Origin of the sequence: Streptomyces sp. NBC_01244 (assembly GCF_035987325.1) — a bacterium.
Lineage (GTDB): Bacteria > Actinomycetota > Actinomycetes > Streptomycetales > Streptomycetaceae > Streptomyces.
Genome location: NZ_CP108488.1, coordinates 5,246,949 through 5,270,977 on the forward strand (window position 1 = coordinate 5,246,949; position 24,029 = coordinate 5,270,977).

22 protein-coding genes are annotated in these 24,029 nt (G+C 73.9%); 12 read left to right on the forward strand and 10 right to left on the reverse strand.

From position 1 onward, the window contains the following. Positions 1-51: 51 nt before the first annotated feature. From OG247_RS23695 to OG247_RS23710, 4 genes are all read left to right on the forward strand, one after another. A complete protein-coding gene (locus OG247_RS23695; protein ID WP_266906273.1) occupies positions 52-1,329 on the forward strand; it encodes an aspartate kinase in 1,278 nt (425 codons plus the stop codon). Then, entirely contained in the window at positions 1,326-2,420 is a 1,095-nt protein-coding gene (locus OG247_RS23700) for an aspartate-semialdehyde dehydrogenase (protein WP_327254143.1), read from the forward strand. Before OG247_RS23695 ends, OG247_RS23700 begins: the two co-directional genes overlap by 4 nt. Before the next feature lie 258 nt (positions 2,421-2,678). Then, entirely contained in the window at positions 2,679-3,398 is a 720-nt protein-coding gene (locus OG247_RS23705; RefSeq protein ID WP_442813378.1) for a SigE family RNA polymerase sigma factor, read from the forward strand. Then, positions 3,395-4,603, forward strand: coding sequence for a hypothetical protein (locus OG247_RS23710; RefSeq protein WP_327254144.1), 1,209 nt, complete (start codon positions 3,395-3,397; stop codon positions 4,601-4,603). The genes OG247_RS23705 and OG247_RS23710 overlap by 4 nt, the downstream gene beginning before the upstream one ends. A 53-nt stretch (positions 4,604-4,656) precedes the next feature. Here the strand turns inward: OG247_RS23710 and OG247_RS23715 are convergent, their stop codons facing one another. Beyond that, positions 4,657-5,457: an SURF1 family protein gene (locus OG247_RS23715; RefSeq protein WP_327254145.1), complete on the reverse strand. Its 801-nt coding sequence runs from the start codon at positions 5,455-5,457 to the stop codon at positions 4,657-4,659. 43 nt (positions 5,458-5,500) lie between these two features. Further along, positions 5,501-7,333: a prolyl oligopeptidase family serine peptidase gene (locus OG247_RS23720; RefSeq protein WP_442813379.1), complete on the reverse strand. Its 1,833-nt coding sequence runs from the start codon at positions 7,331-7,333 to the stop codon at positions 5,501-5,503. Between the two features lie 111 nt (positions 7,334-7,444). Between OG247_RS23720 and OG247_RS23725 the strand changes: the two genes are divergently transcribed. Genes OG247_RS23725 through OG247_RS23735 form a run of 3 tightly spaced genes read left to right on the forward strand, consistent with a single transcriptional unit; the run spans position 7,445 to position 9,542 of the window. Beyond that, the gene (locus tag OG247_RS23725) at positions 7,445-7,612 is read left to right on the forward strand and encodes a hypothetical protein (protein ID WP_266906264.1); all 168 of its coding nucleotides are present in this window, start codon (positions 7,445-7,447) and stop codon (positions 7,610-7,612) included. Positions 7,613-7,628: 16 nt separating this feature from the next. Next, the gene (gene codA, locus OG247_RS23730) at positions 7,629-8,936 is read left to right on the forward strand and encodes a cytosine deaminase (protein ID WP_327254147.1); all 1,308 of its coding nucleotides are present in this window, start codon (positions 7,629-7,631) and stop codon (positions 8,934-8,936) included. A 6-nt stretch (positions 8,937-8,942) separates the two neighbouring features. Beyond that, complete coding sequence (locus OG247_RS23735; protein WP_327254148.1) at positions 8,943-9,542, forward strand: HD domain-containing protein; 600 nt, start codon at positions 8,943-8,945, stop codon at positions 9,540-9,542. Here the strand turns inward: OG247_RS23735 and OG247_RS23740 are convergent. Both OG247_RS23740 and OG247_RS23745 read right to left on the reverse strand, forming a co-directional pair. Continuing rightward, on the reverse strand, positions 9,539-9,985 hold the full coding sequence (locus tag OG247_RS23740) for a DoxX family membrane protein (RefSeq protein ID WP_274548779.1): 447 nt from the start codon (positions 9,983-9,985) through the stop codon (positions 9,539-9,541). The two genes, OG247_RS23735 and OG247_RS23740, sit on opposite strands and share 4 nt — an antisense overlap. Positions 9,986-10,130: 145 nt before the next feature. After that, positions 10,131-11,333 (reverse strand): molybdopterin-dependent oxidoreductase, encoded by a 1,203-nt coding sequence (locus OG247_RS23745; RefSeq protein ID WP_327254149.1) that lies wholly within the window; start codon positions 11,331-11,333, stop codon positions 10,131-10,133. 102 nt (positions 11,334-11,435) lie between these two features. Between OG247_RS23745 and OG247_RS23750 the strand changes: the two genes are divergently transcribed. Continuing rightward, positions 11,436-11,825: an SHOCT domain-containing protein gene (locus tag OG247_RS23750; RefSeq protein WP_327254150.1), complete on the forward strand. Its 390-nt coding sequence runs from the start codon at positions 11,436-11,438 to the stop codon at positions 11,823-11,825. Positions 11,826-11,911: 86 nt separating this feature from the next. Here the strand turns inward: OG247_RS23750 and OG247_RS23755 are convergent, their stop codons facing one another. Continuing rightward, positions 11,912-12,562, reverse strand: a complete 651-nt coding sequence (locus OG247_RS23755; RefSeq protein WP_327254151.1) for a sigma-70 family RNA polymerase sigma factor — start codon at positions 12,560-12,562, stop codon at positions 11,912-11,914. Between the two features lie 312 nt (positions 12,563-12,874). Next, positions 12,875-13,720, reverse strand: coding sequence for a hypothetical protein (locus OG247_RS23760; RefSeq protein WP_327254152.1), 846 nt, complete (start codon positions 13,718-13,720; stop codon positions 12,875-12,877). A gap of 390 nt (positions 13,721-14,110) precedes the next feature. On the opposite strand from OG247_RS23760, the gene OG247_RS23765 reads away from it, so the two are divergent. Both OG247_RS23765 and OG247_RS23770 read left to right on the forward strand, forming a co-directional pair. After that, positions 14,111-15,220: an MFS transporter gene (locus OG247_RS23765; protein WP_442813651.1), complete on the forward strand. Its 1,110-nt coding sequence runs from the start codon at positions 14,111-14,113 to the stop codon at positions 15,218-15,220. Between the two features lie 92 nt (positions 15,221-15,312). After that, complete coding sequence (locus tag OG247_RS23770; RefSeq protein WP_327254153.1) at positions 15,313-16,356, forward strand: sugar ABC transporter permease; 1,044 nt, start codon at positions 15,313-15,315, stop codon at positions 16,354-16,356. A gap of 21 nt (positions 16,357-16,377) precedes the next feature. Here the strand turns inward: OG247_RS23770 and OG247_RS23775 are convergent, their stop codons facing one another. Next, positions 16,378-17,649: an acyl-CoA dehydrogenase family protein gene (locus OG247_RS23775; RefSeq protein ID WP_442813380.1), complete on the reverse strand. Its 1,272-nt coding sequence runs from the start codon at positions 17,647-17,649 to the stop codon at positions 16,378-16,380. 160 nt (positions 17,650-17,809) lie between these two features. On the opposite strand from OG247_RS23775, the gene OG247_RS23780 reads away from it, so the two are divergent. Together OG247_RS23780 and OG247_RS23785 are read left to right on the forward strand one after the other, a co-directional pair. Next, a complete protein-coding gene (locus OG247_RS23780) occupies positions 17,810-19,747 on the forward strand; it encodes a CoA transferase (protein ID WP_327254154.1) in 1,938 nt (645 codons plus the stop codon). Beyond that, a complete protein-coding gene (locus tag OG247_RS23785) occupies positions 19,744-21,489 on the forward strand; it encodes a class I adenylate-forming enzyme family protein (protein ID WP_327254155.1) in 1,746 nt (581 codons plus the stop codon). Before OG247_RS23780 ends, OG247_RS23785 begins: the two co-directional genes overlap by 4 nt. A gap of 77 nt (positions 21,490-21,566) precedes the next feature. On the opposite strand, the gene OG247_RS23790 is transcribed toward OG247_RS23785, so the two are convergent. From OG247_RS23790 to OG247_RS23800, 3 genes are read right to left on the reverse strand one after another with little or no spacing between them, the layout of a single operon-like run. Then, entirely contained in the window at positions 21,567-22,397 is an 831-nt protein-coding gene (locus OG247_RS23790; protein ID WP_327254156.1) for an ABC transporter substrate-binding protein, read from the reverse strand. Next, positions 22,352-23,227, reverse strand: coding sequence for a metal ABC transporter permease (locus OG247_RS23795; protein ID WP_327254157.1), 876 nt, complete (start codon positions 23,225-23,227; stop codon positions 22,352-22,354). Before OG247_RS23795 ends, OG247_RS23790 begins: the two co-directional genes overlap by 46 nt. Continuing rightward, positions 23,224-23,847: a metal ABC transporter ATP-binding protein gene (locus OG247_RS23800; RefSeq protein ID WP_327254158.1), complete on the reverse strand. Its 624-nt coding sequence runs from the start codon at positions 23,845-23,847 to the stop codon at positions 23,224-23,226. Before OG247_RS23800 ends, OG247_RS23795 begins: the two co-directional genes overlap by 4 nt. Positions 23,848-24,029: the final 182 nt, after the last annotated feature.

Sequence of the window (24,029 nt, forward strand, 5' to 3'; positions counted from 1 at the left end):
GCCGCTCGTTAGACTGCACCAGCAATGAGACGGACTGAGCGAGGAGCGCACGTGGGCCTTGTCGTGCAGAAGTACGGAGGCTCCTCCGTAGCCGATGCCGAAGGCATCAAGCGTGTTGCCAAGCGGATCGTGGATGCCAAGAAGAACGGCCACCAAGTGGTCGTCGTGGTTTCCGCGATGGGCGACACGACGGACGAGCTGATCGATCTCGCCGAGCAGGTGTCCCCGATGCCTGCCGGACGTGAATTCGACATGCTGCTGACCGCCGGAGAGCGGATCTCCATGGCCCTGCTGGCCATGGCGATCAAAAACCTGGGCCACGAGGCCCAGTCGTTCACCGGTAGCCAGGCAGGCGTCATCACCGACTCGGTCCACAACAAAGCGCGCATCATCGATGTCACGCCGGGCCGTATCCGCACCGCGCTGGACGAGGGCAACATCGCCATCGTCGCCGGCTTCCAGGGTGTGTCGGCGGACAGCAAGGACATCACCACCCTCGGCCGGGGTGGCTCGGACACGACCGCCGTCGCGCTCGCCGCGGCGCTGGACGCCGAGGTCTGCGAGATCTACACCGATGTCGACGGCGTCTTCACCGCGGACCCCCGCGTCGTGAAGAAGGCCAAGAAGATCGACTGGATCAACTCCGAGGACATGCTGGAGCTCGCGGCCTCCGGCTCCAAGGTGCTGCTGCACCGCTGCGTCGAGTACGCGCGCCGCTACAACATCCCGATCCACGTCCGCTCGTCCTTCTCGGGACTGCCGGGCACCTGGGTCAGCAACGAGAATCCGCAAGGGGACGAGCCGGTGGAGCACGCCATCATCTCCGGAGTCGCTCACGACGTCTCCGAAGCCAAGATCACGGTCGTCGGCGTCCCGGACAAGCCGGGTGAGGCCGCGGCCATCTTCCGCGCCATCGCGGACGCCGAGATCAACATCGACATGATCGTGCAGAACGTGTCCGCCGCCTCCACGGGGCTGACGGACATCTCCTTCACCCTCCCCAAGGCCGAGGGCCACAAGGCCATCGACGCCCTGGAGAAGGCGAAGGGCACCATCGGCTTCGAGTCCCTGCGCTACGACGACCAGATCGGCAAGATCTCCCTGGTCGGCGCGGGCATGAAGACCAACCCGGGCGTCACCGCCTCGTTCTTCCAGGCGCTGTCCGACGCGGGCGTCAACATCGAGCTCATCTCCACCTCGGAGATCCGCATCTCGGTCGTGACCCGCCAGGACGACGTCAACGAGGCCGTCCGCGCCGTGCACACGGCCTTCGGACTCGACAACGACAGCGGCGACGAAGCCGTCGTCTACGGCGGCACGGGACGTTGAACCAGCCCGCGGCCCGGTCCGCCCCGGCTCCGGCACTCGCCGTGGTCGGGGCGACCGGAGCCGTCGGCTCCGTCCTGCTCCAGATGCTGTCCCAGCGGGCCGACGTCTGGGGCGACGTACGCCTGATCGCCTCCTCGCGCTCGGCCGGCCGCAGGCTGACCGTGCGCGGTACGGAGACCGAGGTGCTCGCCCTCACCGAAGACGCCTTCGACGGCCTCGGGGCGGGCGACATCGCGGTCTTCCTGACCCCGGCCGAGGTTTCGGCCCGGTGGGCCCCCGTCGTCACCGCGCGCGGGGCCGTCGTGGTGGACCAGTCCGCGGCCTTCCGCGAGGACCCCGACGTACCGCTGGTGATGCCCGAGGTGAACGGGCACGCGGCCCGGATCCGGCCGCGCGGGATCGTCGCCGGACCCGACTGCGTGACCGCCGCGATGATCGCGGCGCTGGGCGCGCTGCACGCCGAGTACGCGCTGACCGAGCTGGCCGTCTCCTCCTACCAGGCCGCGAGCGCGGCCGGCCGGGCCGGCTCGGAGGCGCTGCGCCGCCAGCTGTCGCTCGTCGCCGGCAGCACCCTGGGGGAGCACCCCGGGGACGTGCGCCGGGCCGTGGGCGAGGACACCGGGCCCTTCGCGGGTCCGCTCGTGCTCAATGTGGTGCCGTGGTCCGGAGAGCTGTGCGAGGACGGCTGGTCCTCGCACGAGCTGGCGGTACGGGCGCAAGTGCGCCGGATCCTGGACCTGGCGGAGCTGCCGGTGTCCGTGACCTGCGTACAGGTACCGGTACTGACCGGCCACTCGCTGACCGTACGGGCCCGGTTCGAGGGAGCCGTCGAGGCGGCGCACGTCCGGGAGATCCTGGAATCGGCTCCGGGGGTGGTCCTCGTGGACGACCCGGCCGCGGGGGAGTTCCCGACCCCTTCGGACGCCGCGGGGACGGATCCGGCCTGGGTGGGACGGGTGCGGCGCTCGCTCGACGACCCGCGTGCGCTGGAGTTCTTCGTCTGCGCGGACAACCTCCGTCAGGGTGCGGCGTTGAATGCCACACAAACTGCGGAGCTCATCGCGGCTGGTTTTAGCTCCTTCAGTTTGTAGGATCATCGTTAATACCTTGATCGAGGTGACGGCCCGACGGCTGTCGTCGTACGACGACGCGCGCCCGGGTGTGCGGCTACGCAAGAAGACGATGAGAATCCCGCCGATGAATCTGCCGTGCGCGTACAACCCTGCCAGGGGGACGCGAGTCCAACTGGCGTGGCAGAAGCATTGCTCGAACTCCCCGTCATTGCGGCGCGCACCGGGACGCCCCCGATCCCGTCGCGTCTGCGATCCCGCGCGCCCGGTGGGTTCCCGGTGATCGTTCCCGTTCCGCCCGCCTCGACGGCGTCCGGGGCTCCCCTGCTGCCCGGGGTGCCCGCCGCGCCGGGCGTCCGCGCGTCCGGACCGGCCGCGGACGGCCGGGTGCCCGGACCCCGCGACAGCGCGGAGGACATCGGGAGCACGAAGCAGGCCGAGCCGGTCGCGGCGGCCGAGGTGGTCGAGCCGGTCGAGGTGGCCAAGGTGGCCGAGGTGGTCGAGGGGACCACGGTCGACCACCTCACGGAGACCTACCAGGCCCACTACCGCTCGCTCCTGGGCCTCGCCGCGCTGCTCCTCGACGACACCGCCTCCTGCGAGGACGTCGTCCAGGAGGCCTTCATCCGCGTCCACTCGGCCCGCAAGAAGGTCCGGGACCGGGACAAGACCCTGGCCTACCTGCGCCAGACCGTCGTCAACCTTTCGCGCTCCGCCCTGCGCCGCCGCATCCTCGGCCTGAAACTTCTGTCGAAGCCGATGCCGGACATGGCGAGCGCCGAGGAAGGCGCGTACGACCTGCTGGAGCGGGACGATCTCATCAAGGCGATGCGCGGGCTCCAGCGACGCCAGCGCGAGGTGCTGTCGTTGCGCTACTTCTCGGACATGACGGAAGCACAGGTCGCCGAGACCCTCGGCATATCGCTCGGCTCGGTCAAGGCGTACGGATCGCGGGGCATTGCCGCGCTGCGGGTGGCGATGGAGGCTGCGCAGTCATGAGTGAGGACCGCAAGACGAACGAAGGCGAAGACCGGGAGCTGCCCGGCCCGGCCGGCGGATCCGCCTCCGGGGGCCCGGAGGCCCTGCGGGAGCTCGTGTTCGGCACGCCGAAGAAGCCGGACACCGAGTCCGCCGCCTCCGAACCCGTGGGTGAGGAGGACGAGCTGCGCGTTCTGCTGCGCGGGGTCGTCGGTGGGATCGAGCCCTCCGGCGACGCGCTGGAGCGGCTGCGGCGCGGCGTCCCCGCTCGCCGGGTCCGCAACCACAGGATCCTCGTCGCCGCGGCGGCGGCCGTCGTGGTGCTGGGCGGCTCGGTGCCGGTGGGCCTGTACATGACCTCCGGGGCGGGCGGAGACTCCGGCCGTTCCCTCACGGCGGGGCACGGCCGGTCGGGTGACAGCTCGAAGGACGGGTCCGGCTTGCACCAGAACGGCTCCGCCCGTCCTAAGCCGAAGAGGTCCTCCGACAAGGACAAGGACAAGGACAGGGACAAGGACAAGGACAAGGACGGGGAGAACGGCTCCAGCTCCTCGCCGACCCCGCCCGGCGGGTTCCCGAGCACCGGCGGTCCGGACATCACCCCGCCCCGCGCGAGCCCCGGAAGCGGAGCCACCGGCAGCGTCGGGGGTGGCGCGCTGCCGCCGCCCGCGTCCTCGGAGGTGCCCAACTGCACCCAGAGCCAGGTCGGGGTGTCGGGCAGTACCCGGGCCCCGTCGGCCGGCGGCAAGGTCTACGGCAGCTTCAAGGTCACCAACGTGTCCTCGAAGAGTTGCACCGTCCGCGGTCCGGAGAGCCTGACGGCCGGCCCGGCGAGCGAGGGCGGAGCCGGGGTTGCGGTCGTCAACCACGTCACGGGCGATGCGGCGACCGGGCTACTCCCCGACCCGTCGGTGGAGACCCTGAAGCTGGTGCTGTCGCCGAACGCGTCGTACGAGGTCCGCTTCGCGTGGGTGCCGCCGGAGGGCGGCTGCCCCGGTGCGGACGGAACCGGGGAGTCCGGCACGCCGGAGGGCGGTACCGGGGACACCCCGGATGCCGAAGCGGGCACCGACACGGGCCAGGTCCAGGCGGAGACTCCGCCGCTCGGTGCCGTGGTGTCCCACACGCCCAACACGTCGGGTCCGGACGGTCCGACGACGCAGACGACCGTCGCCGAGGCGTGCGGCGGAACGGTGTACCGGACGGGCGTCATCCCGCTCAGGTAGGCCCGCGGCCGGGACCGGGAGCCGGAATCGGGGCCCGGACCGGGCCCCGGACGCTACGGCCGATCGGCGCCCGCCCCGGCCGGAGCCGGCTCCGCCGGGGCCTCGGCGACGAGGCCCGCCTCCGTATCGCGCAGGGTCTCCACCTCGCGCCGGTACAGCCGGAACCACATGAAGAGCACGAACGCGGCGAAGACGAACCACTCGCCGGTGTAGCCGAGGTTCTGGAACGCCTTCAGGTCGAGCCCGGTGTTGCCCGGAGCCCGCGCCGGTACCGGGGTCATCCCGTCGGCGGGCGTCTGCACGGTCAGCCAGGCGTCGTACAGGCCGTACGGCACGATGTTGACGAGCGAGGCGGCCCCGATGACGCCGAGCTGACCGGCCGGCAACCCGCCCGCGGAGTAGACGCCCTTGCTGGTGGAGTTCTCCGAGGCCTGGAGCGCGCCCGTCACCTCGACCCGTCCGGCCGGCGGGGCCGGGGCCCGGCCCGCGTCGGCGGTGCCGGGCAGCCAGCCGCGGACCACGGGTACGGCCTTGCCGGTGTCGGTCTTGAGCAGGGTCAGGACGTAGAAGCCGGACTTCCCGTCGAGCCGCCGCTCGGGGACGAGGAGCTGGTCGGCGTACTCCCCGGAGACCGAGGCGAGCCGTCCGGAGGTCCGCTTGTCCACCGGGAGCAGCGACTCCAGCGGCGCGGCCGCCTGTTCGGCGGGGCGTGCGCTGGTCGCCTCCTTGTGGGTGTCGACGCGGTCCTCGAACCGGCCGAGCTGCCAGGTCCCCATGAACAGGCAGAAGGGAACGCCGAGCGCGACGAAGACGTTGATCCCCCACCAGCGCGGGGTCAGGAGAAACCGGTGCACCCCACCACCGTACGGGGGGTGCACCGGTCCGCCGTTGCCGGGGCTAGCGCGGCAGGTGCTTCAGAGCGAAGTCGATCTCCATCCGGACCTGCTTGATCCGCTCCTCCACGACGAGCGAGCCGTGCCCGGCGTCGTAGCGGTACACCTCGTGCTCCGCCCCGCGCGCCGTGAGCCGGTCCACGTAGTTCTCGATCTGCCGGATGGGGCAGCGCGGGTCGTTGAGGCCCGCCGCGATGTGCACGGGCGCCTTCACCGCGTCCACGTAGGTCAGCGGCGAAGAGGCCTCGAAGCGCTCCGGGACCTCCTCGGGGGTGCCGCCGAAGAGGGTGCGGTCCAGGGACTTCAGCGCCTCCATCTCGTCGTGGTACGCCGTCACGTAGTCGGCGACCGGTACGGCCGCCAGCCCCACCGCCCAGACGTCCGGGTGCCTGCCGAGGCCCAGCAGGGTCAGGTAGCCGCCCCAGGAGCCGCCGGACAGCACCAGGCGCGCCGGGTCCGCGAGCCCGGAGTCCACCGCCCATTCCCGTACGGCTTCGACGTCCTCCAGCTCGATCAGGCCGACCCGGTGCTTCAGGGCGTCGGTCCACTCGCGTCCGTAGCCGGTCGAGCCGCGGTAATTGACCCGGACGACCGCGAACCCGTGGTCGAGCCAGGCCGCCGGGGTCGCGGCGAAGGCGTCGCTGTCGTGCCAGGTGGGCCCGCCGTGGATCTCGAAGACGGTGGGGAAGGGGCCGTCGCCGTGGCCGACGGGCCGCTGGGCGAGGGCGTGGATCCGTCCGCCGGGGCCGTCCACCCACACGTCCTCGACCGGTACGGAGCCGGGCGGCCGGAAACCGGGAGGGTCGAGCACGACCCCGCCCGCGGTCGACCGGATGACGGAGGGCTCGGCCGCGGAGGACCACTGGTACTCCACCGACCCGTCGGGCCGCGCCGTCGCACCCGACACCGTCCCCGGCGGGGTGTCCAGCCGTACGAGCTCCCGCGCGGCCAGGTCGTAGCGGAAGAGCTCGCTGCGCGCCTCGAAGCCGTGCTCGATCAGCAGCGCGGACCCGTCGGGGTACCACTCGGCGCCGACGTCGCCCGGCAGGTCGACGGCCAGCCCCTCCTCGGTGCCCGCGGCCACGTCCCACACCATCGGCTCCCACCGGCCGCGCCGCTGGTGGCCGACGAGCAGCCGGGTGTCTCCCGCGACGGGCGCGAAGCCGAGCACCATCAGGCCCAGTTCCACGGCAGCGCCCTTGGAGTCGTCCAGCTCGGCGACGGTGGCGCCGTCCAGGGTGATCACCCGCAGGGCGGAGTGCATCGCGTCGCCGTGCTCGGTGTGCTCGACGGCGAGCAGGGTCCCGTCCCGGGACAGGTCGCCGACGCCGGCCGACTCGCGGTGCCGGTAGACGACGACCGGCTCCGACTCGTCGGGCCGGACCACGTGGATCGTGGTCCCGTCCTCGTCGGTGGAGCGCCCCACAACGGCAGTCCCGTCCCGTCCGATGGCCAGCCCGGCGGGGTACGAGGCCTCCAGCCCGGGGGTGGCCGGCTCGTCGGGGCCGCCCGCGAAGGGCTGGCGGACCCAGGTGCCGAACTCGTCGCCGTCGGTGTCGGAGAACCACCAGACCCACTCGCCGTCGGGGGAGAGGGTGCCGTCGGTGGTCCCGTTGGGACGGTCGGTGGCCTGCCGCTGGGAGCCGGTGGCACGGTCCCAGGCGTACAGCTCGTAGGTCCCGGTGGCGTTCGAGACGAAGAGGGAGCGGTCGGGCGCGTCCTCGGCCCATTCGGGCAGCCCCACGCGCGGGGCCCGGAAGCGCTTCTCCCAGTCGGGCACGGCGGCGTCCGTGGCGGCGGCGTTCGTGTCGGCGGTGGCGTCAGTCATGCACCCCATGTAACCGGATCGGCCGCGGCCCGGCCCCCGAGATGCCGACGGGGCCGAACGGGCGCAGGGTGGTGTGCGTACGCGGTCCCGCGTACGAGGCTGCGTAGAGGAGTGGCGGTCATGGCGAAGAAGGCGCGTACGGGCAAGCCGTCCCACCACGATTCGGAGCGTGCGATGGCGAAGAACACGGCGGCCGAGGCGCGCGCCAAAGCCGCCGTCCGCGATGTGCAGTCGGTCTCCGCGAAGACCCGGGGCATGCAGCAGAAGGCCCAGGCCAAGCGGGGTTGAGCCGTAGGCTGACGCGATGCGGATGATCGTCCGGGGCGCCCGGCTGCTGCACAGCGAAGGCCTGCACGACGTCGAGGTCGCGGAGGACGGGCGGATCGCGCGCGTACTCCCGTACGACGACCAGAAGGAGCCCCCGGCGACGGGGGTGCTGATCGAGGCGCACGGAGGCCTGCTCAGCGCGCCCTTCGTCGAGCCGCACATCCACCTGGACACGGCCCTGACGGCCGGAGATCCGCGCCCCAACGTCTCCGGGACCCTCTGGGAGGGCATCGCCTGCTGGAGCGACCGCAAGAAGACCCTGACCCGTGAGGACGTCATCGCGCGGGCCACCGAGGTGCTGCGCTGGCAGGCGGCGCAGGGCGTGCTGCACGTGCGCACGCACTGCGACGTCACCGACCCGGCGCTGACCGCGCTCGACGCGCTGCTGGAGGTGCGCGACCGGGTCCGGGACGTGATCACCCTGCAGATCGTCGCCTTCCCGCAGGAGGGCATCGTCTCCTTCCCCGGCGGCGAGGCGCTGCTGCGCGAGGCGGTCCGGCGCGGGGCCGACGTGGTCGGCGCGATCCCGCACTTCGAGGACACCCGGGAGGACGGGGTGGCCTCGCTGGCCGTCGCCTTCCGGCTCGCCGAGGAGCAGGGGCTGCGGGTGGACGCGCACTGCGACGAGATCGACGACGAACAGTCCCGGTTCGTGGAGGTGCTGGCCGCGCACGCCCTGCGCTCGGGCCTGCGCGGGCACGTGACGGCCTCCCACACGACGGCGATGGGTTCCTACGGCGGCGCGTACAGCTTCAAACTCCAGCGCCTGCTGTCGCGGTCCGGGATCAACCTCGTCTCGAACCCCTTCGCCAACCTCAACTTGCAAGGCCGCTTCGACGCCTACCCCAAGCGGCGCGGCCTCACCCAGGTCAAGGAGATGCTGGCGGCGGGGGTCAACGTGGCCTTCGGTCACGACGACGTGATGGACCCCTGGAACGCGCTCGGCACCGGAAACCCGCTGCAGACCGCCCTCGTCGGGATCTACGCCGCCCAGCTCACGGGAGCGGACGAGATCCCGGTGGCCTTCGAGATGGTGACCGAGCGCGCGGCGCGGGTCCTTGGCCTGTCGCCCTCGGAGTACGGGGTCCGTCAGGGCAACCCGGCCTCCTTCGTGCTGCTGCCGGCCGAATCCCCCACCGAGGCCGTCCGCCGCCAGGTCCGCCCCCGCTACGTGGTCGCGCGCGGCACGGTCCTCGCGGAGACCCCGGTGGCTCCGTCCCGCCTGTTGGCCTGGCCGGGAGAGGAGGGGCCCTCGGAGGTGGACTTCCGCCTCCGCCTACGCTGACCGGTCATGACCTATGTGACATGGACTCTTGACACTCCGTCCGGCCGTGCCGCCCTGGAGATCGCCTCCGAGTACACGGACGCGGCGCTGCTGAACCACTCCGTCCGGTCGTACGCCTTCGGGGCCGAGTACGCGGACCGGCACGGGCTCTCGTACGACCGCGAACTCTTCTACGTCAGCGCGCTGGTGCACGACCTCGGGCTCACCGTGCCCTTCGACAGCCACACCCTGCCCTTCGAGGAGGCGGGCGGCCACGTCGCGCGCGTGCTGACGGCGGGGCTGGGCTGGCCGGCGGCGCGGCGGGCGCGCGCCGAGGAGATCATCGTGCGGCACATGCGCGAGGACGTCACGGCCGCCGAGGACGTGGAGAGCCACCTGCTCCAGATCGGTACCACCGCGGACGTCTCCGGGGTCGGCGTCGGTGACGCCGACCCCGTCTTCACGGCCGCGCTGCTCGCGGAGTACCCGCGCCTCGGCTTCGGTGACGCCTTCTTCGCCCTGGTCGCCGACCAGGCCGCGCGCAAGCCGCAGTGCGCGGCGGCGGCCTACGTGGCGAGCGGCGCGAAGGAGCGCATCGCGGCGAACCCGCTCGACCGGCGGGGCTAGAAGAGCCCCAGGGCGTTGTCCAGGGACCAGACCTGCCAGCCCATCGCGAAGAAGGCGACCCCGGAGATCAGGGCCATCATCAGGTTCTGCCCCTGCTCGCCCCAGTCGTGGATCATCAGGATCAGGTAGACCAGGTTGAGCAGCAGGCCGGCGAGCAGGGCTATCGGGGTGAGGAACCCGACGATGAGGCCCAGGCCCAGGGCCAGTTCGGCGTAGGCGACGAGGTAGGCCATGAAGCGCGGGTAGGGCTTCACGACGAGGTCGAAGCCGCGCGTGACGAACCCCCAGCGGTGCTTCTCGGCGACGCCGGCCGCCCAGCGGATGCCGCCTCCGCCGAACCAGTCCTTCTTGTCCTTGTGCCGCCAGCTCTCCAGCCACCACAGCCCGAGCCCGATCCGCAGAACGGCGACCCATTCGGGCCCGCCGAGCCAGATGGTCTGCATCCTCGGTTCCTTCCCTCGTTCCCTCGCAATGATCTGACGATGTGTCAGTTTCGAGGGAAGGGGAGGGGTGTGGCAAGGGGTTGACCGACACGGGGGGTTGGTCGACAGAACGGGGTGGGCCGGTGGAAGGGTTGATCGACGGGGTTCAGCGGCACACGACGGAGACCGCCTGGACCTGGTTGTTGCCGAAGCCTCCGCGGTTCCACGGCTGCCCGAGCGGCTGCGTGCGCCCCGAGGCGTCGGTGGCGCGGACCAGGAGGGTGTGGGTGCCCGGGACCGCCGTCCAGTCGGCGTGCCAGCCCTGCCAGGCGTACGGGTGCCCGCCCCGCGGCAGCACCTCGGCGTCGACCCAGCCGCCGCCCCCGTCGGGGCCCCCGTCAGGATCCCCGTCGGTGCTCAACTCCACGCGCACGACCGCCCCGTAGCCCGACCAGGCGCGCCCGGCGAGCCGCACGGGGCCGGGGCGGACGACCCGGGTGCGGGACATGAAGTCGGGGAATCCGGGCGGGATCAGCAGGGCGCGCGGGGCGATCCGGGTGACGGGCTCGCCGGCCTCCTCGGCGCTCTGCCTGTACCGGTAGGCCGTGGCCTGCTGATAGCCGCCGAACGCCGTGTCGACGAGCTCGATGTCGCGCAGCCACTTCACGTGCGCCATCCCGTACCAGCCCGGGACGATGAGCCGCAGCGGATGCCCGTGCTGGGGCGGCAGGGGCCCGCCGTTCATCGTGTGGGCGAGCAGCACGTCCTCGTCGACGGGCAGCGGCAGGCTGCGCCGGTAGTCCTGCTCGACGCCCCGCTCCACCCCGTGGTCGGCGCCCGTGAACACGGCCTCCGCGGCGCCCGGAGCCGCCCCGGCCTCCGCGAGCACCGTGCGCAGCGGCACCCCCGTCCAGTCGGCCGTCCCCACCGCCTCCACCAGCCAGGGCTGGCTGACCGGCCGCGGGGACAGTCGGGCGCGCCCGTTGCCGGCGCACTCCATGGTGACCCGGCGGGTCACCGAGGGCAGGGACCGCAGGTCGCGCAGGTCCAGCTCCAGGGGGGTCCGGAGGTGGCCGCGGATGGTGAGCCGCCAGGTGTCCGCATCGGTGGCCGTGCCCGCGTCCGTGCTCGCGTCCGTGCCGGTGCCGGTGCCGGTGCCGGTGCCGGTGCCGGTGCCCGTGCCCGTGTCAGGGATGTCGTAGTGCACGAGTACGTAGTGCAGTCCGGCCGGGGTGACCTCGTAGCGCAGGGCCTCCAGCGGGAGCCCGTGGTTGCGCGCGGCGAGCGCCAGCTCGTCCTGGCCGATGCCCTCCCCGGGGGCGGCGATCCGGCCAGGGGGGCTGATCCCGGCGAGGGGGTGCTCCTCCATGGGCTCATGGTCCCGCGGCGGGAGCGGAGCGGCTACTCCGCGTGCGGATCGGGTCGGTGGGCGGTATGAATTGATCTGTCCCTTATGTGATCGGAGTGGCGCGTGGACGACTATCCACTGCTCAACCTGTTCTGGACCATGCTGTGGCTCTTCCTGTGGGTCATGTGGTTCTTCCTGCTGTTCAAGGTGATCACTGACATCTTCAGGGACCACGAGCTGCACGGCTGGGGCAAGGCCGGCTGGCTGATCCTGGTGCTCCTGCTGCCCTACATCGGCGTCCTCGTCTACCTGATCGTCCGCGGCAAGAGCATGAGCCGGCGCGACGTGAAGCAGGCGCAGGACAACGAGAAGGCCTTCCAGGACTACGTCCAGAAGGCCGCGGGTCCCCGCAGCAGCCCGGCGGAGGAACTCGCGAAGCTGTCCTCCCTCAAGGAGAAGGGGCACCTGACCCAGGACGAGTTCGACAAGGCCAAGGAGAAGCTCCTGGCCTGAGGGCCGCCTGAGAGCTCTTCTTCCTGCCCGCCGAACGGGGGCCTGACCGCGAGATCGCGGCCAGGCCCCCGTTCGGGCGTTCCGGGTCAGGCCGCGGTGGGGTCCGCGTCCTCCAGCAGACCGATCAGCGACGAGCGGGCCCGGGCCACGCGGGAACGTACGGTCCCTATCGGGCAGCCGAGCATGAGCGCCGCCTCCGCGTACGGGAGACCCATGAGCTGGGTGAGGACGAAGACCTCGCGGCGTTCGGCCGGGATCGCCGCCAGCAGTTCCGCGAGCGCGACGCCGTCCTCGAAGCCGGGTACGCCGCGGGGCTGGCTCTGCTCGGCCGCGGTCTGCCAGTCGTCTCTGTCGGCGATCTTGGGGCGGGCCGCCTTGTGGCGCAGGCTGTCGACCACGGTGCGCCGCGCGATGGAGAGCAGCCAGGTGCGCGCGGAGGAGCGGCCCTCGAAGCGGTGCAGGCTGCCGAGGGCGCGCAGGAAGGTCTCCTGGGTCAGGTCCTCGGCGGACTGCGGGTCGGCACTGAGGTAGCCGACGTAGCGGAGCACGTCGCGGTGCAGGGCGCGCACGAACCGGTCCACCGCGACGGGATCGCCTTCGCGGGCGGCCAGCGCGAGGAGGGTGACGGCCTCGTCGGGGCCGGCGGTGCGGCGGGTGGGGGCGCCGGTGGCCGTGGTGATGGGGGCGCTGCTGATGGCGGCGGTGGCGGTCGGGCGGGTGAGCAGGGCAGTGGTCATCGCCTGGTGTCCTTCTGGGAATCCGGCCGGATTCGATGCCGCGCCGAGGGAGCTGAGGGCGGCGTGGGCAGCGCGGGCGGTGAGGGAAGCGCGGGCGCGGGTGCAGCGCCGTGCCGTGCCTGCGGTGGCAGGGGTGGCCGAAGCGCCCGAGCGACCGCGAGGACCGCACTGCCCGGCGCGCCGGGAGCCCTGAGCGCGGGCATCGCGAGGCCGGTGAACGGGGTGTACGGCCTGCCGGACGGCAAGACCGATGCCCGAGGCGCGGTACGGGTACGGGTGCTGGGTGCCCGTGGCGCGTCGGGGAGCCGGCTGTCAGACGACAGCGATCCCGTGAGGTGGACCCCGTGAGGTGAGGGCGTCGGCGAGCAGCAGCCTGCGGGGCGTCCGGACCCGGTGGGTGCGGGGAAGGCGGACGCGGGGCCGGTGCGCGGGCGCGGGGAGCCGGAAGAGAAGGTGCAGCGGTACGAGGAACCGGGTGGCGACGGCGCGCAGGACGCGGAAGGCGCCGCGTTCCCCGTACGCGAGCCAGAGACCGCAGGCCAGGGCTGCCAGGAGGTGGCCCGCGAGCATGCCCGCCGGTGACACGGAGCCCATGGCGTGCGCGGTCGGCATCGGCAGGGCGGCCGCCGCCATCGAGGCGGACTCGTCGACCATTGCGTGCAGGGCGTGCGTCGTGTGCATCCCGTGCGTCCCGGTCATGCCGTGCAGGTCCTGCACGGCCTGCCGGGTGGTGCTGCCGGTGCCCGGCGGCCCGGTCGCCTGCGGGCGGAGCACGGAGGGGGCGCAGAGGAGGTACTGGATCCAGCGGCGGCCCAGTGAGGTCAGGGAGGCCAGGGACGGAAGTGAGGTCAGGGAGGTCAGGGAGGCTAAGGAGGTTCCCGGTTCCTGCGGCCGCGTCGCCGCCGCGGCCTGGGCGAGCGAGAACCCGCCGTGCAGGGCGGCCTGGACGCCGACGGTCGCGGAGACGACGGCCGCGAGGCCGCGCTCCCGCCCGGCGAGGACCCAGCCGGTCGCCGAGGTCGCGGCGAAGGCCGCGGCCATCCCCCACCAGGGGACGGAGGTTTCCGACATGAGGATGTGCCCGAGGGACGAGAGCAGCACGCAGGTGGCCGCGAACATCGCGGCCCGTACGGCTCGGCAACATCGACCCGGTGTCATGGCGGGGTCATCGTTGCACCGGCCGGGCGGGGGGCGACAGAGGGCATCAGGTTTTCTCATCCGGAAATCGAGTCCTGTTTGTGCTGTGGCGCACGCCACAACAAGCTCTGGGAACCCGGGCGTTCACTGATCCGACTGCTGTCCCGGACGTGATGGCCGCAGACCGAGGGCGAACAGCGGGAACGGGGTGGGCGAGCGGTGGCGGACAGGAGCCGACCGGTGAAGACGCCCGGGACGCCCGGGACGCCGGGCACGGCCGAGGGCCTGACCGGCGGCGGAGCGGGCGCCGACGCGGGCGCGGGCGCAGGCGTGGGCGCAGGCGTGGGCAGAGGGGCGGGCGAAGGGGCGGGCAACGGGGCGGGCGGGCTCACGGCTCTGCTCACCGGAGCCATGGCCTTCTCGATGCTCCAGCTCTTCCTCCTCGGCGCGCTCGGTCCGCGTCTGGTGGGGGAGTGGGGGGTTTCGCCCTCCGTGCTCGGCTGGACCACCACGATCGGGTTCGGTACGGCCGCCGTGCTGTCTCCCCTCGGCGGCAGGCTGGTGGACCGGATCGGGCCGCGCCGTTCCCTCGTACTCCTCCTGTCGGTGTCCGCGGCGGCGCTCGCGCTGATCGGCGCCGCGCCCGGCCCCGGCTTCCTGCTCGCCGCCGTCGCGCTGGGCGGACTGCCCCAGGCCCTGGCCAATCCGGCGACCAACAAGGCGATCCTCGCCGCCGTGCCTCCCGGCCGCCGGGGGCCGGTGACCGGCATGAAGCAGTCGGGCGTCCAGCTGGGTGCCTTCGCCGCCGGGCTGCCGCTCACCGCACTGGCCGGCGGCATCGGCTGGCGCGGGGCGGTGTGGACGGCCGCCGCCACCGCCGCGGCGGCGGCGCTGTGGGCGCTGCGCGCCCTGCCCGCCGACCCGCGGGCCGCCCCGGCCGGGCCCCGTGCCTCGCTCGTCCCGCGGGGTGCCATCGCCTGGCTGGCGGTGTTCTCCCTGTTCCTGGGCTGCGGGATCGCCTCGGTCAACACGTACGTGGCCCTCTTCGGCGCGCAACGGCTCGGCATGGGCCCCACCGCGGCGGGCGCGCTGGTCGCGGTGCTCGGGGTCGCGGGCATCGCCGGTCGGGTCGGCTGGTCGAAGGCGGCCCGGCCGGGGCGCGCCGAGTGGCTGCCGGGAGGCCTCGCGGCCGGCGCGGTGGGTGCGGCCGCCCTGCTGGTCGCGGCGCCGGGCGCGGGTCCGCTGGTGTGGGTGGCCGCGGTGGCGGTCGGGGTCTTCGCGGTGGCGGCCAACGCCGTCTCGATGGTCCTGGTGATGCAACGCTCCGCCCCCGGCCGGGCCGGCCGGGACTCCGCCCTGGTGGCCGCCGGCTTCTTCACCGGCTTCGCCGTCGGCCCCCTCCTCTTCGGACCCCTCGCGAACGCCGGCCACTACGGGACGGGCTGGCTGCTGGTGGCGGCCGAGTTCGGTGCGGCTTGTGTGGTCGGGGTGGCCTGGGCCGTGGGGGAGCGGGGACGATGAAGGGTTCCGGTGGGCGTCCCGGGAGTGAAGGACTTCTGACGGACGGGCGAGTCGGTGGTGTGCCGGTGGTGGGCCAGTGGGCGGGACGGGCGTTGGCCGAGGTCCTCGAGCAGGTGGCCGTCACGGCGGCCGATGTAGGCGAGGGACGGTTCCCGCTGTACGCGGATCCGGACACGGGGCAGTGGGCGACGACCGGCCGGGGTTCCTGGGCCGGCGGCTTCTGGGCCGGACTGCTGTGGCTGCGGGCCCGCCACACGGGCGCCGGAGGCGACCTGGCCGCTGCTTCCGCGTGCACGGCGCGGCTGGCCGGCTGGGTGGACGCCGACACTTCCACGCGCGGGCTGATCCTCTGGTACGGGACGGCCCTGGCCGCCGGGAACGCCGGGGCGCAGGAGCTGCGGGCGCGGGCGGCCGCCGCCTGTCTGGCCGCGATGGACGAGGAACTCGGGCTGCTGCCCTGGGGATCGGCGTTCGGCGGCCCCCGGCTGCTGGCCCGGGTGGACGGCCTGCCGGGCACGATCCCCCTGCTCGCCGCCGTCAGCCCGGCGGCCGCGGCCTCGCACCTCCAGCGCCACCTGACCCTGTGCCTCCCCGACGCCGGGACGGAGGCCTGCCGCGCCCTCGACCTCGTACCGGCCTGGTCCTACGAGGCGCAGAGGGGCTGGCTGGCCTGCGCGGAGCCGGCGCCGGGCTGGAGCCGGGGACCGGCGTGGCTGCTGCTCGCGCTGGCCGACGTACTGCACCGCCCTGCCGTCGCCGCGTGGCTGCCGGGGCACCCGCGGGCACGGGCGGAACGCCTTGCCGCCGCATGGACGGGCCCGGGGACACCCCTCGTACCGCCCGCCGACGCGGCGCGCCCGGACGGCCCGGCGGACACCTCCGCCGCGGCCATCACGGCCGTCGCGCTCCTGAAACTGTCCCTGCTTCCCGGCCCTCGGTCCGCGCGGTACGCCCACCGCGCGGCGGAGATCCTGGAGCACCTGGTCGGGCACCACCTCTCCCGGGGCCGCCTGCTGAACGGCTGCTACGACGCCGGCAAGGGGCTCGCCGTCCGCCACGAACTGGTGTGGGGCGACTTCTTCCTGGCGCTGGGACTGGCCGGACTCGCCGGGCTGGCCGACCTCCGCACCGTTTGACCGCCCCGGGCCTCACGGGAATCAGCCGGACCCGTGCGTCCGCTCCGGCCGAGGTGCCGGTCCTGCCGGTCCTGTCGGTCCTGCCGGTCCTGTCGGGAGGACACCTCCGTACCCTCCCAACACCCTCCGGGCCACCCCCGTGATGTGCAGTTCGTCGGGGCCGTCCAGGATTCGGGCCGCGCGGCCCGAGCGGTAGAGGGCGGGCAGGGGGGTGTCGGGGCCGAGGCCGGCCGCGCCGTGGATCTGGATGGCCGCGTCGGTCACCTGCTGGAGCATGCGGGCCGCGGCCACCTTCGCCAGGCCCACCTCCACGTGCGCGTCCAGCCCGGCGCTGATCCGGGCCACGGCTTCGTGGACGAGCGGCCGGGTGCTGCGCAGGGCCAGGAGCGACTCGAAGACGTGGCTCTGCACCAGCTGGTGGCCTCCGAGCGGACCGCGCGACCCGGTACGGGAGTTCACGCGCTCGCACATGAGGTCGAAGGCGCGCTGGGCCTGGCCGAGCCAGCGCAGACAGCGCAGGGTGCGGCCCAGCTGGAGCCGTTCCCCGGCGATGGCCAGGGCTCGGCCGCGTTCGCCGAGGAGGTGGTCGGCCTCCACGCGCACCCGGTCGAACTCGATCTCCCACTGGCCGGCCGCGCCCAGCACCGGCAGCTCCCGTACGACCCGGAAGCCCGGCGTCGAGGTGGGGACGACGAACAGCGACAGCCCCGTACGGTCTCCCGGCTGCCCGTCGGTGCGGGCCAGGACGGTGACCAGATCCGCCTCGGCGGCGTGCGAGGTGAACCACTTGCGGCCGCTCACGGTCCAGCTCCCGTCCGGCTGTTCCACCGCGCGCGTGGAGGTGAGGAACGGGTCGGTGCCCGGGGTGTCCGGGTCGGTCATGGCGTAACAGGCGCGCAGTTCGCCGGACGTCAGCCGGCCCGGGTACAGCGCGCGCACCCGTTCGCCGCCGTGCCGCCACAGCATCGTCGCGTCCAGCAGCGGAGCCGACCCGAGCGCGGCCGGTCCGTGGTCGCTCGCCCCCTCGGCCTCGGCGAGCCGTGCGTAGCGCGCCAGATCCAGTCCCTGGCCGCCGAGTTCCGCGGGGAGCGGCAGCGCCCACAGGCCCGCCTCCTTCGCCCCGGCCCGGAGCTCCCGCAGGGCCGCCGCCGCGGCGGGGCCGCCGGCGTCCAGCACGGGCTCGCGGGGCATCACCCGCTCCCGTACGAACTCGGCCACCCGCATCCTCAACTCCGCGTCGGCGCCCGCGTGTTCGCGCGGGTCGTTCGGGGTGCTCCCTCCGCTTTCCGTCACTCGGTTCTCCACCACTTTCCTCCAGCCCGCCGGGAACCCGTGGGAACGGCAGTCCGACTGCCTTCCCGTGGAACTGGTCGGGCGGGCCCGCCCCTTGGTTCCCGCGTACGGGATCACCTGCGGCGCCGGCCGATCGCCGGGCCCGGAGAAGAGGAGAGGCATGGCGTCACCCGCCGTCACCCAGACCGCTCGGCCGCTCGACGGGCTGCGCTTCACCACCTCGGGACCGCCCGCGCTCACCGGCCCGGTCGCCGAGCACCTGAGGGCGCTGGGGGCCGTCCCCGCGGATCCCGGGCCGGCCGAGGGGGGCGACACCGGCACGGCCCGCGTCACCTTGGCGGATGCCGCCTTCGGGGACGCCACGGGCCAGACCCCCGGGACCGGCTTCCCCGCCCGGGCGACCGCCACCATCGCCTGGCGATCGCCCACGCCGGCCACGCCGGCCACGCCGGCCACGCCGGCCACGCCGCTCACGCCTTCCGCATCGGCCACGCCGCTCACGCCTCCCGCATCGGCCACCCCCGCCGTCACCGACGAGGCCACCGCCCAAGCCGCGACCGGCATCATGGCGGTCCACGGCCGCCGCGACGGCCTGCCGCGGGGGCTCGCCGTCGACTACGCCACCGCCGCGACGGCCGTCCTCACCACGCAGGGACTGCTCGCCGCCCTGCTGGCCCGGGCCAGGGGGTGCGAGGGCGCCGCCGCGCAGCCGCACACGTACGTGGACCGGGCCGGGCTGCTGGTCGTGTCCCAGTACCTCGCCGCGAGCGGCGCCGACGAGGGCGAAGCCGCCGAACTGGCGCCCGGCGGGCCGCCCTTCACCGCGGCCGACGGCACGCTCTTCGAGCTGGAGACCCTGGATCCGGGTGCCTGGGCCGGGTTCTGGCGGGCCCTGGAGGCCCCCTCGGACGCGGTACGGGCAGGCTGGCGGCCCTTCCAGTTCCGGTACGCCACCGCGTGCGCCCCCTTCCCCGAGGCGCTGCACGCCACCACCCGGGCCCACGGCTGGCAGCGCATCCGCGACGCCGCTGCCGCCTCGGGGGCCGAGGTCTGCCGACTGCGGAGCCTGGCCGAGCGGGCCGCCGAACAGGACGGAGCCGCCCCCTGGACCCTGGCCCCGTACGGCCCCGGCGGACGTGCCCGCCCGAAAGCGCCGCCCTCCGCCCCCGGCCCCCTTGCCGGCATGACCGTCCTGGAGGCGGGCCGCCGCGTCCAGGCGCCGCTCGCCGCCCATCTGCTGGGGCTGCTCGGCGCCGAGGTGATCCGGATCGAGCCGCCGGGCGGTGACCCGCTGCGCGGCATGCCGCCCGCCTGCTCGGGCATCTCGGCCCGCTGGCTGGCCCTGAACCGGGGCAAGCGTGCCGTGGAGATCGACATCAAGTCGCCCGGCGACCGGCTGCGGCTGGCCGGGCTGGCGGCCGGAGCCGACGTGTTCCTGCACAACTGGGCCCCGGGGAAGGCCGCAGAGCTGGGCCTGGACTCCGACGACCTCGCGCGGGCGAACCCCGGGCTCGTGTACGCGTACACCGGCGGCTGGGGCACGGGCCGGATCGCCGACCCCCCGATGGGCACGGACTTCATGGTCCAGGCCCGCACCGGCGTCGGCGAGGCCGCCCGCCCCGAGGGCGAGGTGCCCGCGCCCTCCCTGATGACCCTGCTCGACGTGCTGGGCGGGCTGCTCGGCACCGAGGCCGTCCTCGCGGGGCTGCTGCTGCGCGAGCGCACCGGATGCGGGGTCCGCGTGGACTCCTCGCTGCTCGGCGCCGCCGACCTGCTCACCGCCCCGGCCCTGCGCCGGGTCCGGCGCGGGGAACGCGGCCGCAGGCCCGCGGGTTTCCGTACGCCCCTGCGCACCGCGGACGGCTGGATCGCCCCGCCCGACGCGGATGCCCGCGCGGCGGCCGTACTCGGTGGTCCGCAGGGGTTCGCGGAGCTGTCCACCGAGGACGCCCTACGAGCGCTGCGGGCCCGCGGCCTCGCCGCGACCGCGGTCACCACCGACCTTGCCGACCTGCACCACGACCCGCGCTTCGCCGGCTCGATCAGCCGCGACGCGCACGGTGCCCCCGCCGTTCCCGACCCCTGGAGCTTCGTATGACCGTCGCACTGCACGATCTGCTGCCCGTGGGCCTGCGCCGCTCGTGGGCGGTCGACGGAACCTGCCCCGACCTCGACCTCTACAGCCTCTTCCGGGCCCGCCAGATCGCCGACCTGCACCACACCGCGGTCATCGACGCCAAGGGCAAGCTCTGCTACACCGCGCTCGACCGCAAGGTCCGATGTCTGGCCACCGGCCTCGCGGAGCTCGGCGTACGACCCGGCGAGGTGGTCGGCGTCCAGCTCCCCAACGGCCGCAACGCGGTCATCGCGGACCTGGCCCTGGCCGCCCTCGGAGCGGTGGCCCTGCCCTTCCCCGTGGGCAGGGGCGGCCAGGAGGCCCGCTGCCTGCTGCGCCGGGCCGAGGCCGTGGCGGTGATCGCCGCCGTGGAGCACCGGGGCCTGCGGCACGCCGCCGAACTGCGGGACCTGGCCTCCGAACTGCCCGCGCTGCGCCATGTCATCGCGGTCGGAGGACCGGCGGGCACGGGCTCCAGCCCGTCACAGCCTGAAGGAACGATTCGGCTCGCGGATTTGCTGCGCTCGGATCCGGCCGCCTTCGTACCCGCCCGGCCCCACCCCGACAGCGCCGCCCGCATCCTGGTGTCCTCCGGCTCGGAGGCGGAGCCGAAGATGATCGCGTACTCCCACAACGCCCTCGCCGGCGGCCGCGGCAACTTCCTCGCGTCGCTCATGCCCGACGGGACGCCGCCGCGCTGCCTGTTCCTCGTACCGCTCGCGTCCGCCTTCGGCTCCAGCGGCACCGCGGTCACCCTCGCCCGGCACGGCGGAACCCTGATCGTCCTCGACCACTTCACGCCCGAGGCGGCCCTCGCGGCGGTGCGCGAGCACCGGCCCACCCACATCCTCGGGGTTCCCACGATGATCCGCATGATGCTCGACCGCCTGGAGGCGGAGGAGGCCGGGGGCGACGCCGTCCCGCTTCCCGCCCCCACCGCCCTCATCCTCGGTGGCTCCCCGCTCGACGAGACCACGGCCGAGAGCGCGAGCCGCGCCTTCGGCTGCCCGGTCGTCAACCTCTACGGTTCGGCCGACGGGGTCAACTGCCACACCGGACTGGGCGCGGCCGTCCCGGAATCCGAGGGGACGGGCATCGCCGCGGGCCGCCCCGACCCCCGCGTCGCCGAGATCCGCATCACCGACACCGAAACGCACGAGCGGCTCCCCGACGGCGCGATCGGGGAGATCATCGCGTGCGGCCCCATGACCCCCATGTGCTACGTCGCCTCCCCCGACCTGGACGCCCGGTACCGCACGCCCGAGGGCTGGGTCCGTACCGGCGACCTCGGCTTCATCGACGAGGACGGGGTCCTGCACGTCGTCGGCCGCCTCAAGGACATCGTCATCCGCGGCGGCGCCAACATCAGCCCCGCCGAGGTGGAACGGGAGCTCTCCTGCGATCCCCTCGTCCGTGACGTCGTCTGTGTCGGGATCCCCGACGAGGTGATGGGCGAGCGCCTCGCCGCCTGCGTCGTCCCCCGCGGCACGCGGCTCCCCACCCTCGACTCCCTGGCCGGACACCTCACCCTCCGCGGCCTGGAGCGCCGCAAGCACCCCGAGCACCTGCTGCTGCTGGCGGAGCTCCCGCTCACCCCGGCAGGCAAACCCGACCGCGCGGCGCTGCGCGCACGGGCCCGCGGAGCCGCGGCGACCGCGGCGACCGCCGGGATCGCCGGGACCGCCGCTCTCGCCGTCGAGGCGCCCGCCGGGGTGGGCGCGTAAGCGGGGGCGGGCGCGCAGACGAGGGCGGGGCGGCCCCGAGTGGACCGCCCCGCCCCCGCACCGCCCTTGCCCCGTCCCTAGGCCGTTTTGGCCATCGCCTTCTTCAGCTGGGCCCCCGCATTGCGGTAGACGGGCAGCAAGTCCAGGTCGGTCCCCGGGTAGTTGACGATCTGTACCTGTCGTGCGCCGGAGTCGGGCAGGACCGTACCGGTCGACATGTGCGCGTTGTCCAGTACCAGCGCCGGCTTCTTCGCCGACAGTTCGGCCAGCTGCGCCGGGGTCACCGCCTCGGGACCGTAGGTGCCCACCGTGGTGGCGCCCGCCAGCTTCGCTGACCAGGCGGTGAACACCTGGCTGACGACCGCCGGGCTCTTCCCGCCGGGCCAGGCGGCCTGCACGTCCTTCGCGACCCGCCCGTACTCGGCGTCGAAGTCCGCCGTCCACTTCGCGGCGGCGGCCTGCGTGCCGAACAGCACGCCCAGCCGGGTGACTTCGGCCTTGACCTTGTCGGCGTCGTTGTCGAGGTTCACCTCCACCAGCTCGGCCTTCGACCCGGCGGCCTCCTTGATCTTCGCGGCGTACGGCTCGAACGGCGCGTACAGCACGAAGTCGGCCCCGGCGACGGCGGCGAGGTCGGAGGGCTTGGGGTCGTAGTCCGGCGCGTGGTGCACGGACTGAGGCACGATCACCTTGACGTCCTGAGCGCCCGCGGCCTTGGCGAAGGCGCCCTCCCAGGTGGTCGTCACGACGACGACCGGCTTGCCGCCCTTGGCGGTGTCACCGCCACGCCCACTGACGGCGGGGTCGGGGTCGCTGTCGCCGCAGCCGGTCACCAGGGCCAGTGCCAGGCCCAGTGCCGTACTCAGTGCGAGGAGGGAAGTGCTGCGGACGCGGGTTCGCGGCGCCATGAGCGGATTCTCCGTTCGGGTACGAGGTGTACCGCGAGGACGAGCGCCCCCGCGGTCAGGACGAGGACGGGCCCGGGGGGCCAGTCCAGCCGGAGGGCGATGAGGAAGCCGGTCAGGTTCACGAAGACGCCGATGGCCACCGCCCACCCGGTGATCGATTTCAGTGAGGTGCCCAGCCGGCGCGCGGCCAGGGCGGGCAACAGGGTCAGTGCGTCGACCAGCAGGGCGCCGGTGAGCTTGATGGCCCCGGCGACCGCGACCGCGACGAGCACCAGCAGGACGGTGGTCAGCGCCCGCACCGGCACGCCCGAACACTGCGCCAGCTCGCGGTCGTACAGCAGCAGTGCCACCTCGCGCCGCCGCCACCAGAACAGGCCGGGCACGAGGACGGCCAGCACGCCGAGCACCACGAGATCGGCGCCGCCGACGGACAGGATCGAGCCCCACAGCAGCGCGAACGCACCCGAGGCGTTGACCCCGGAGACCGCGAGGAGCAGCAGCGCGGCGGCGATCGCCAGGCTCATCAGCAGCCCCATCGCCCCGGACAGCCCGTCCGGCGTCCGGGCCAGCGGGGCGACCCCGGCTCCGGCCAGGGCGCAGGCCACCAGCGCGCACAGCATGGGGTCCAGCCCGGTGAGCAGCCCGACGGCGATGCCCAGCAGCGCGACGTGCATCATCGCGAAGCGCACCGGCATGATGTCCAGCCCGACGATGACCACACCGATCACGGGCAGCCCGACGGCGGCCAGCAGCAGGGCGAAGCCCGCCCGCTGTACGGGGGCCAGTTGCAGCAGGGTGCCGAGGTCGGCGGCCGCGAGGGTGGCGCTCACCGGACCTCCCGCAGCCGGCCGGCGGCCATTTCCAGGACCCGGTCGCAGCGTTCCGCGAGCGCCCGGTCGTGCGTGACGACGACGAGCGTCACGGGCAGCGCGGCCAGGACGTCGGCGGCCTCGTCCTGGCCCGCGAAGTCCAGGGCGGCGGTCGGCTCGTCGGCGAGCAGGACGCCGGCCCCCGCGGCCACGCAACCGATCGCCCGGGCCAGGTACATCCGCTGCAACTGCCCGCCGGACAGGGTGTGCAGCGGCCGCCCGGTCAGCGGCCCCACCCCCAGCCGGTCGGCGGCCTCGGCGGCCGCGCGGGGGTCCCCGCTGCTGGCGAGGAGTTCGCCGCCCAGGAGCGGGAAGCGTCCGGCGGCGGGCTTCTGCGGGATCCACGCGCACGCCCGCCGCCGCCAGGCCGGGTCACCCGTCCGGCCGCCGACCAGGATCTTCCCGCTGACCTGCGGGTGCAGTCCGAGTACGGCGCGCAGCAGGGTGGTCTTGCCCGATCCGTTGGTGCCGGTCAGCGCGACGCGCTCGCCGGCGGCGATCTCCAGGTCGACGCCGGTCACGGCTTCGACCCGCCCGTGCCGGCAGCCCACCCCCTCCATCCGCACGTCCAGCCCGCCCATCCCACGCCCCTCCGCTGTCACCGGCCCGTCTCTGCGTGGAGTTGGTCGGCCGGCGGGGGCCCGCAGTTCCGGCGATCCGTGATCTGTCGCCGGCGGCCGGGCGCGGGGGCCGGACCGGTGGTGGGTTCGGTGGTGGGTTCGGTGCTGGGTTCGCGCCGTCCGGCCGGGCGGGACCGGCCATT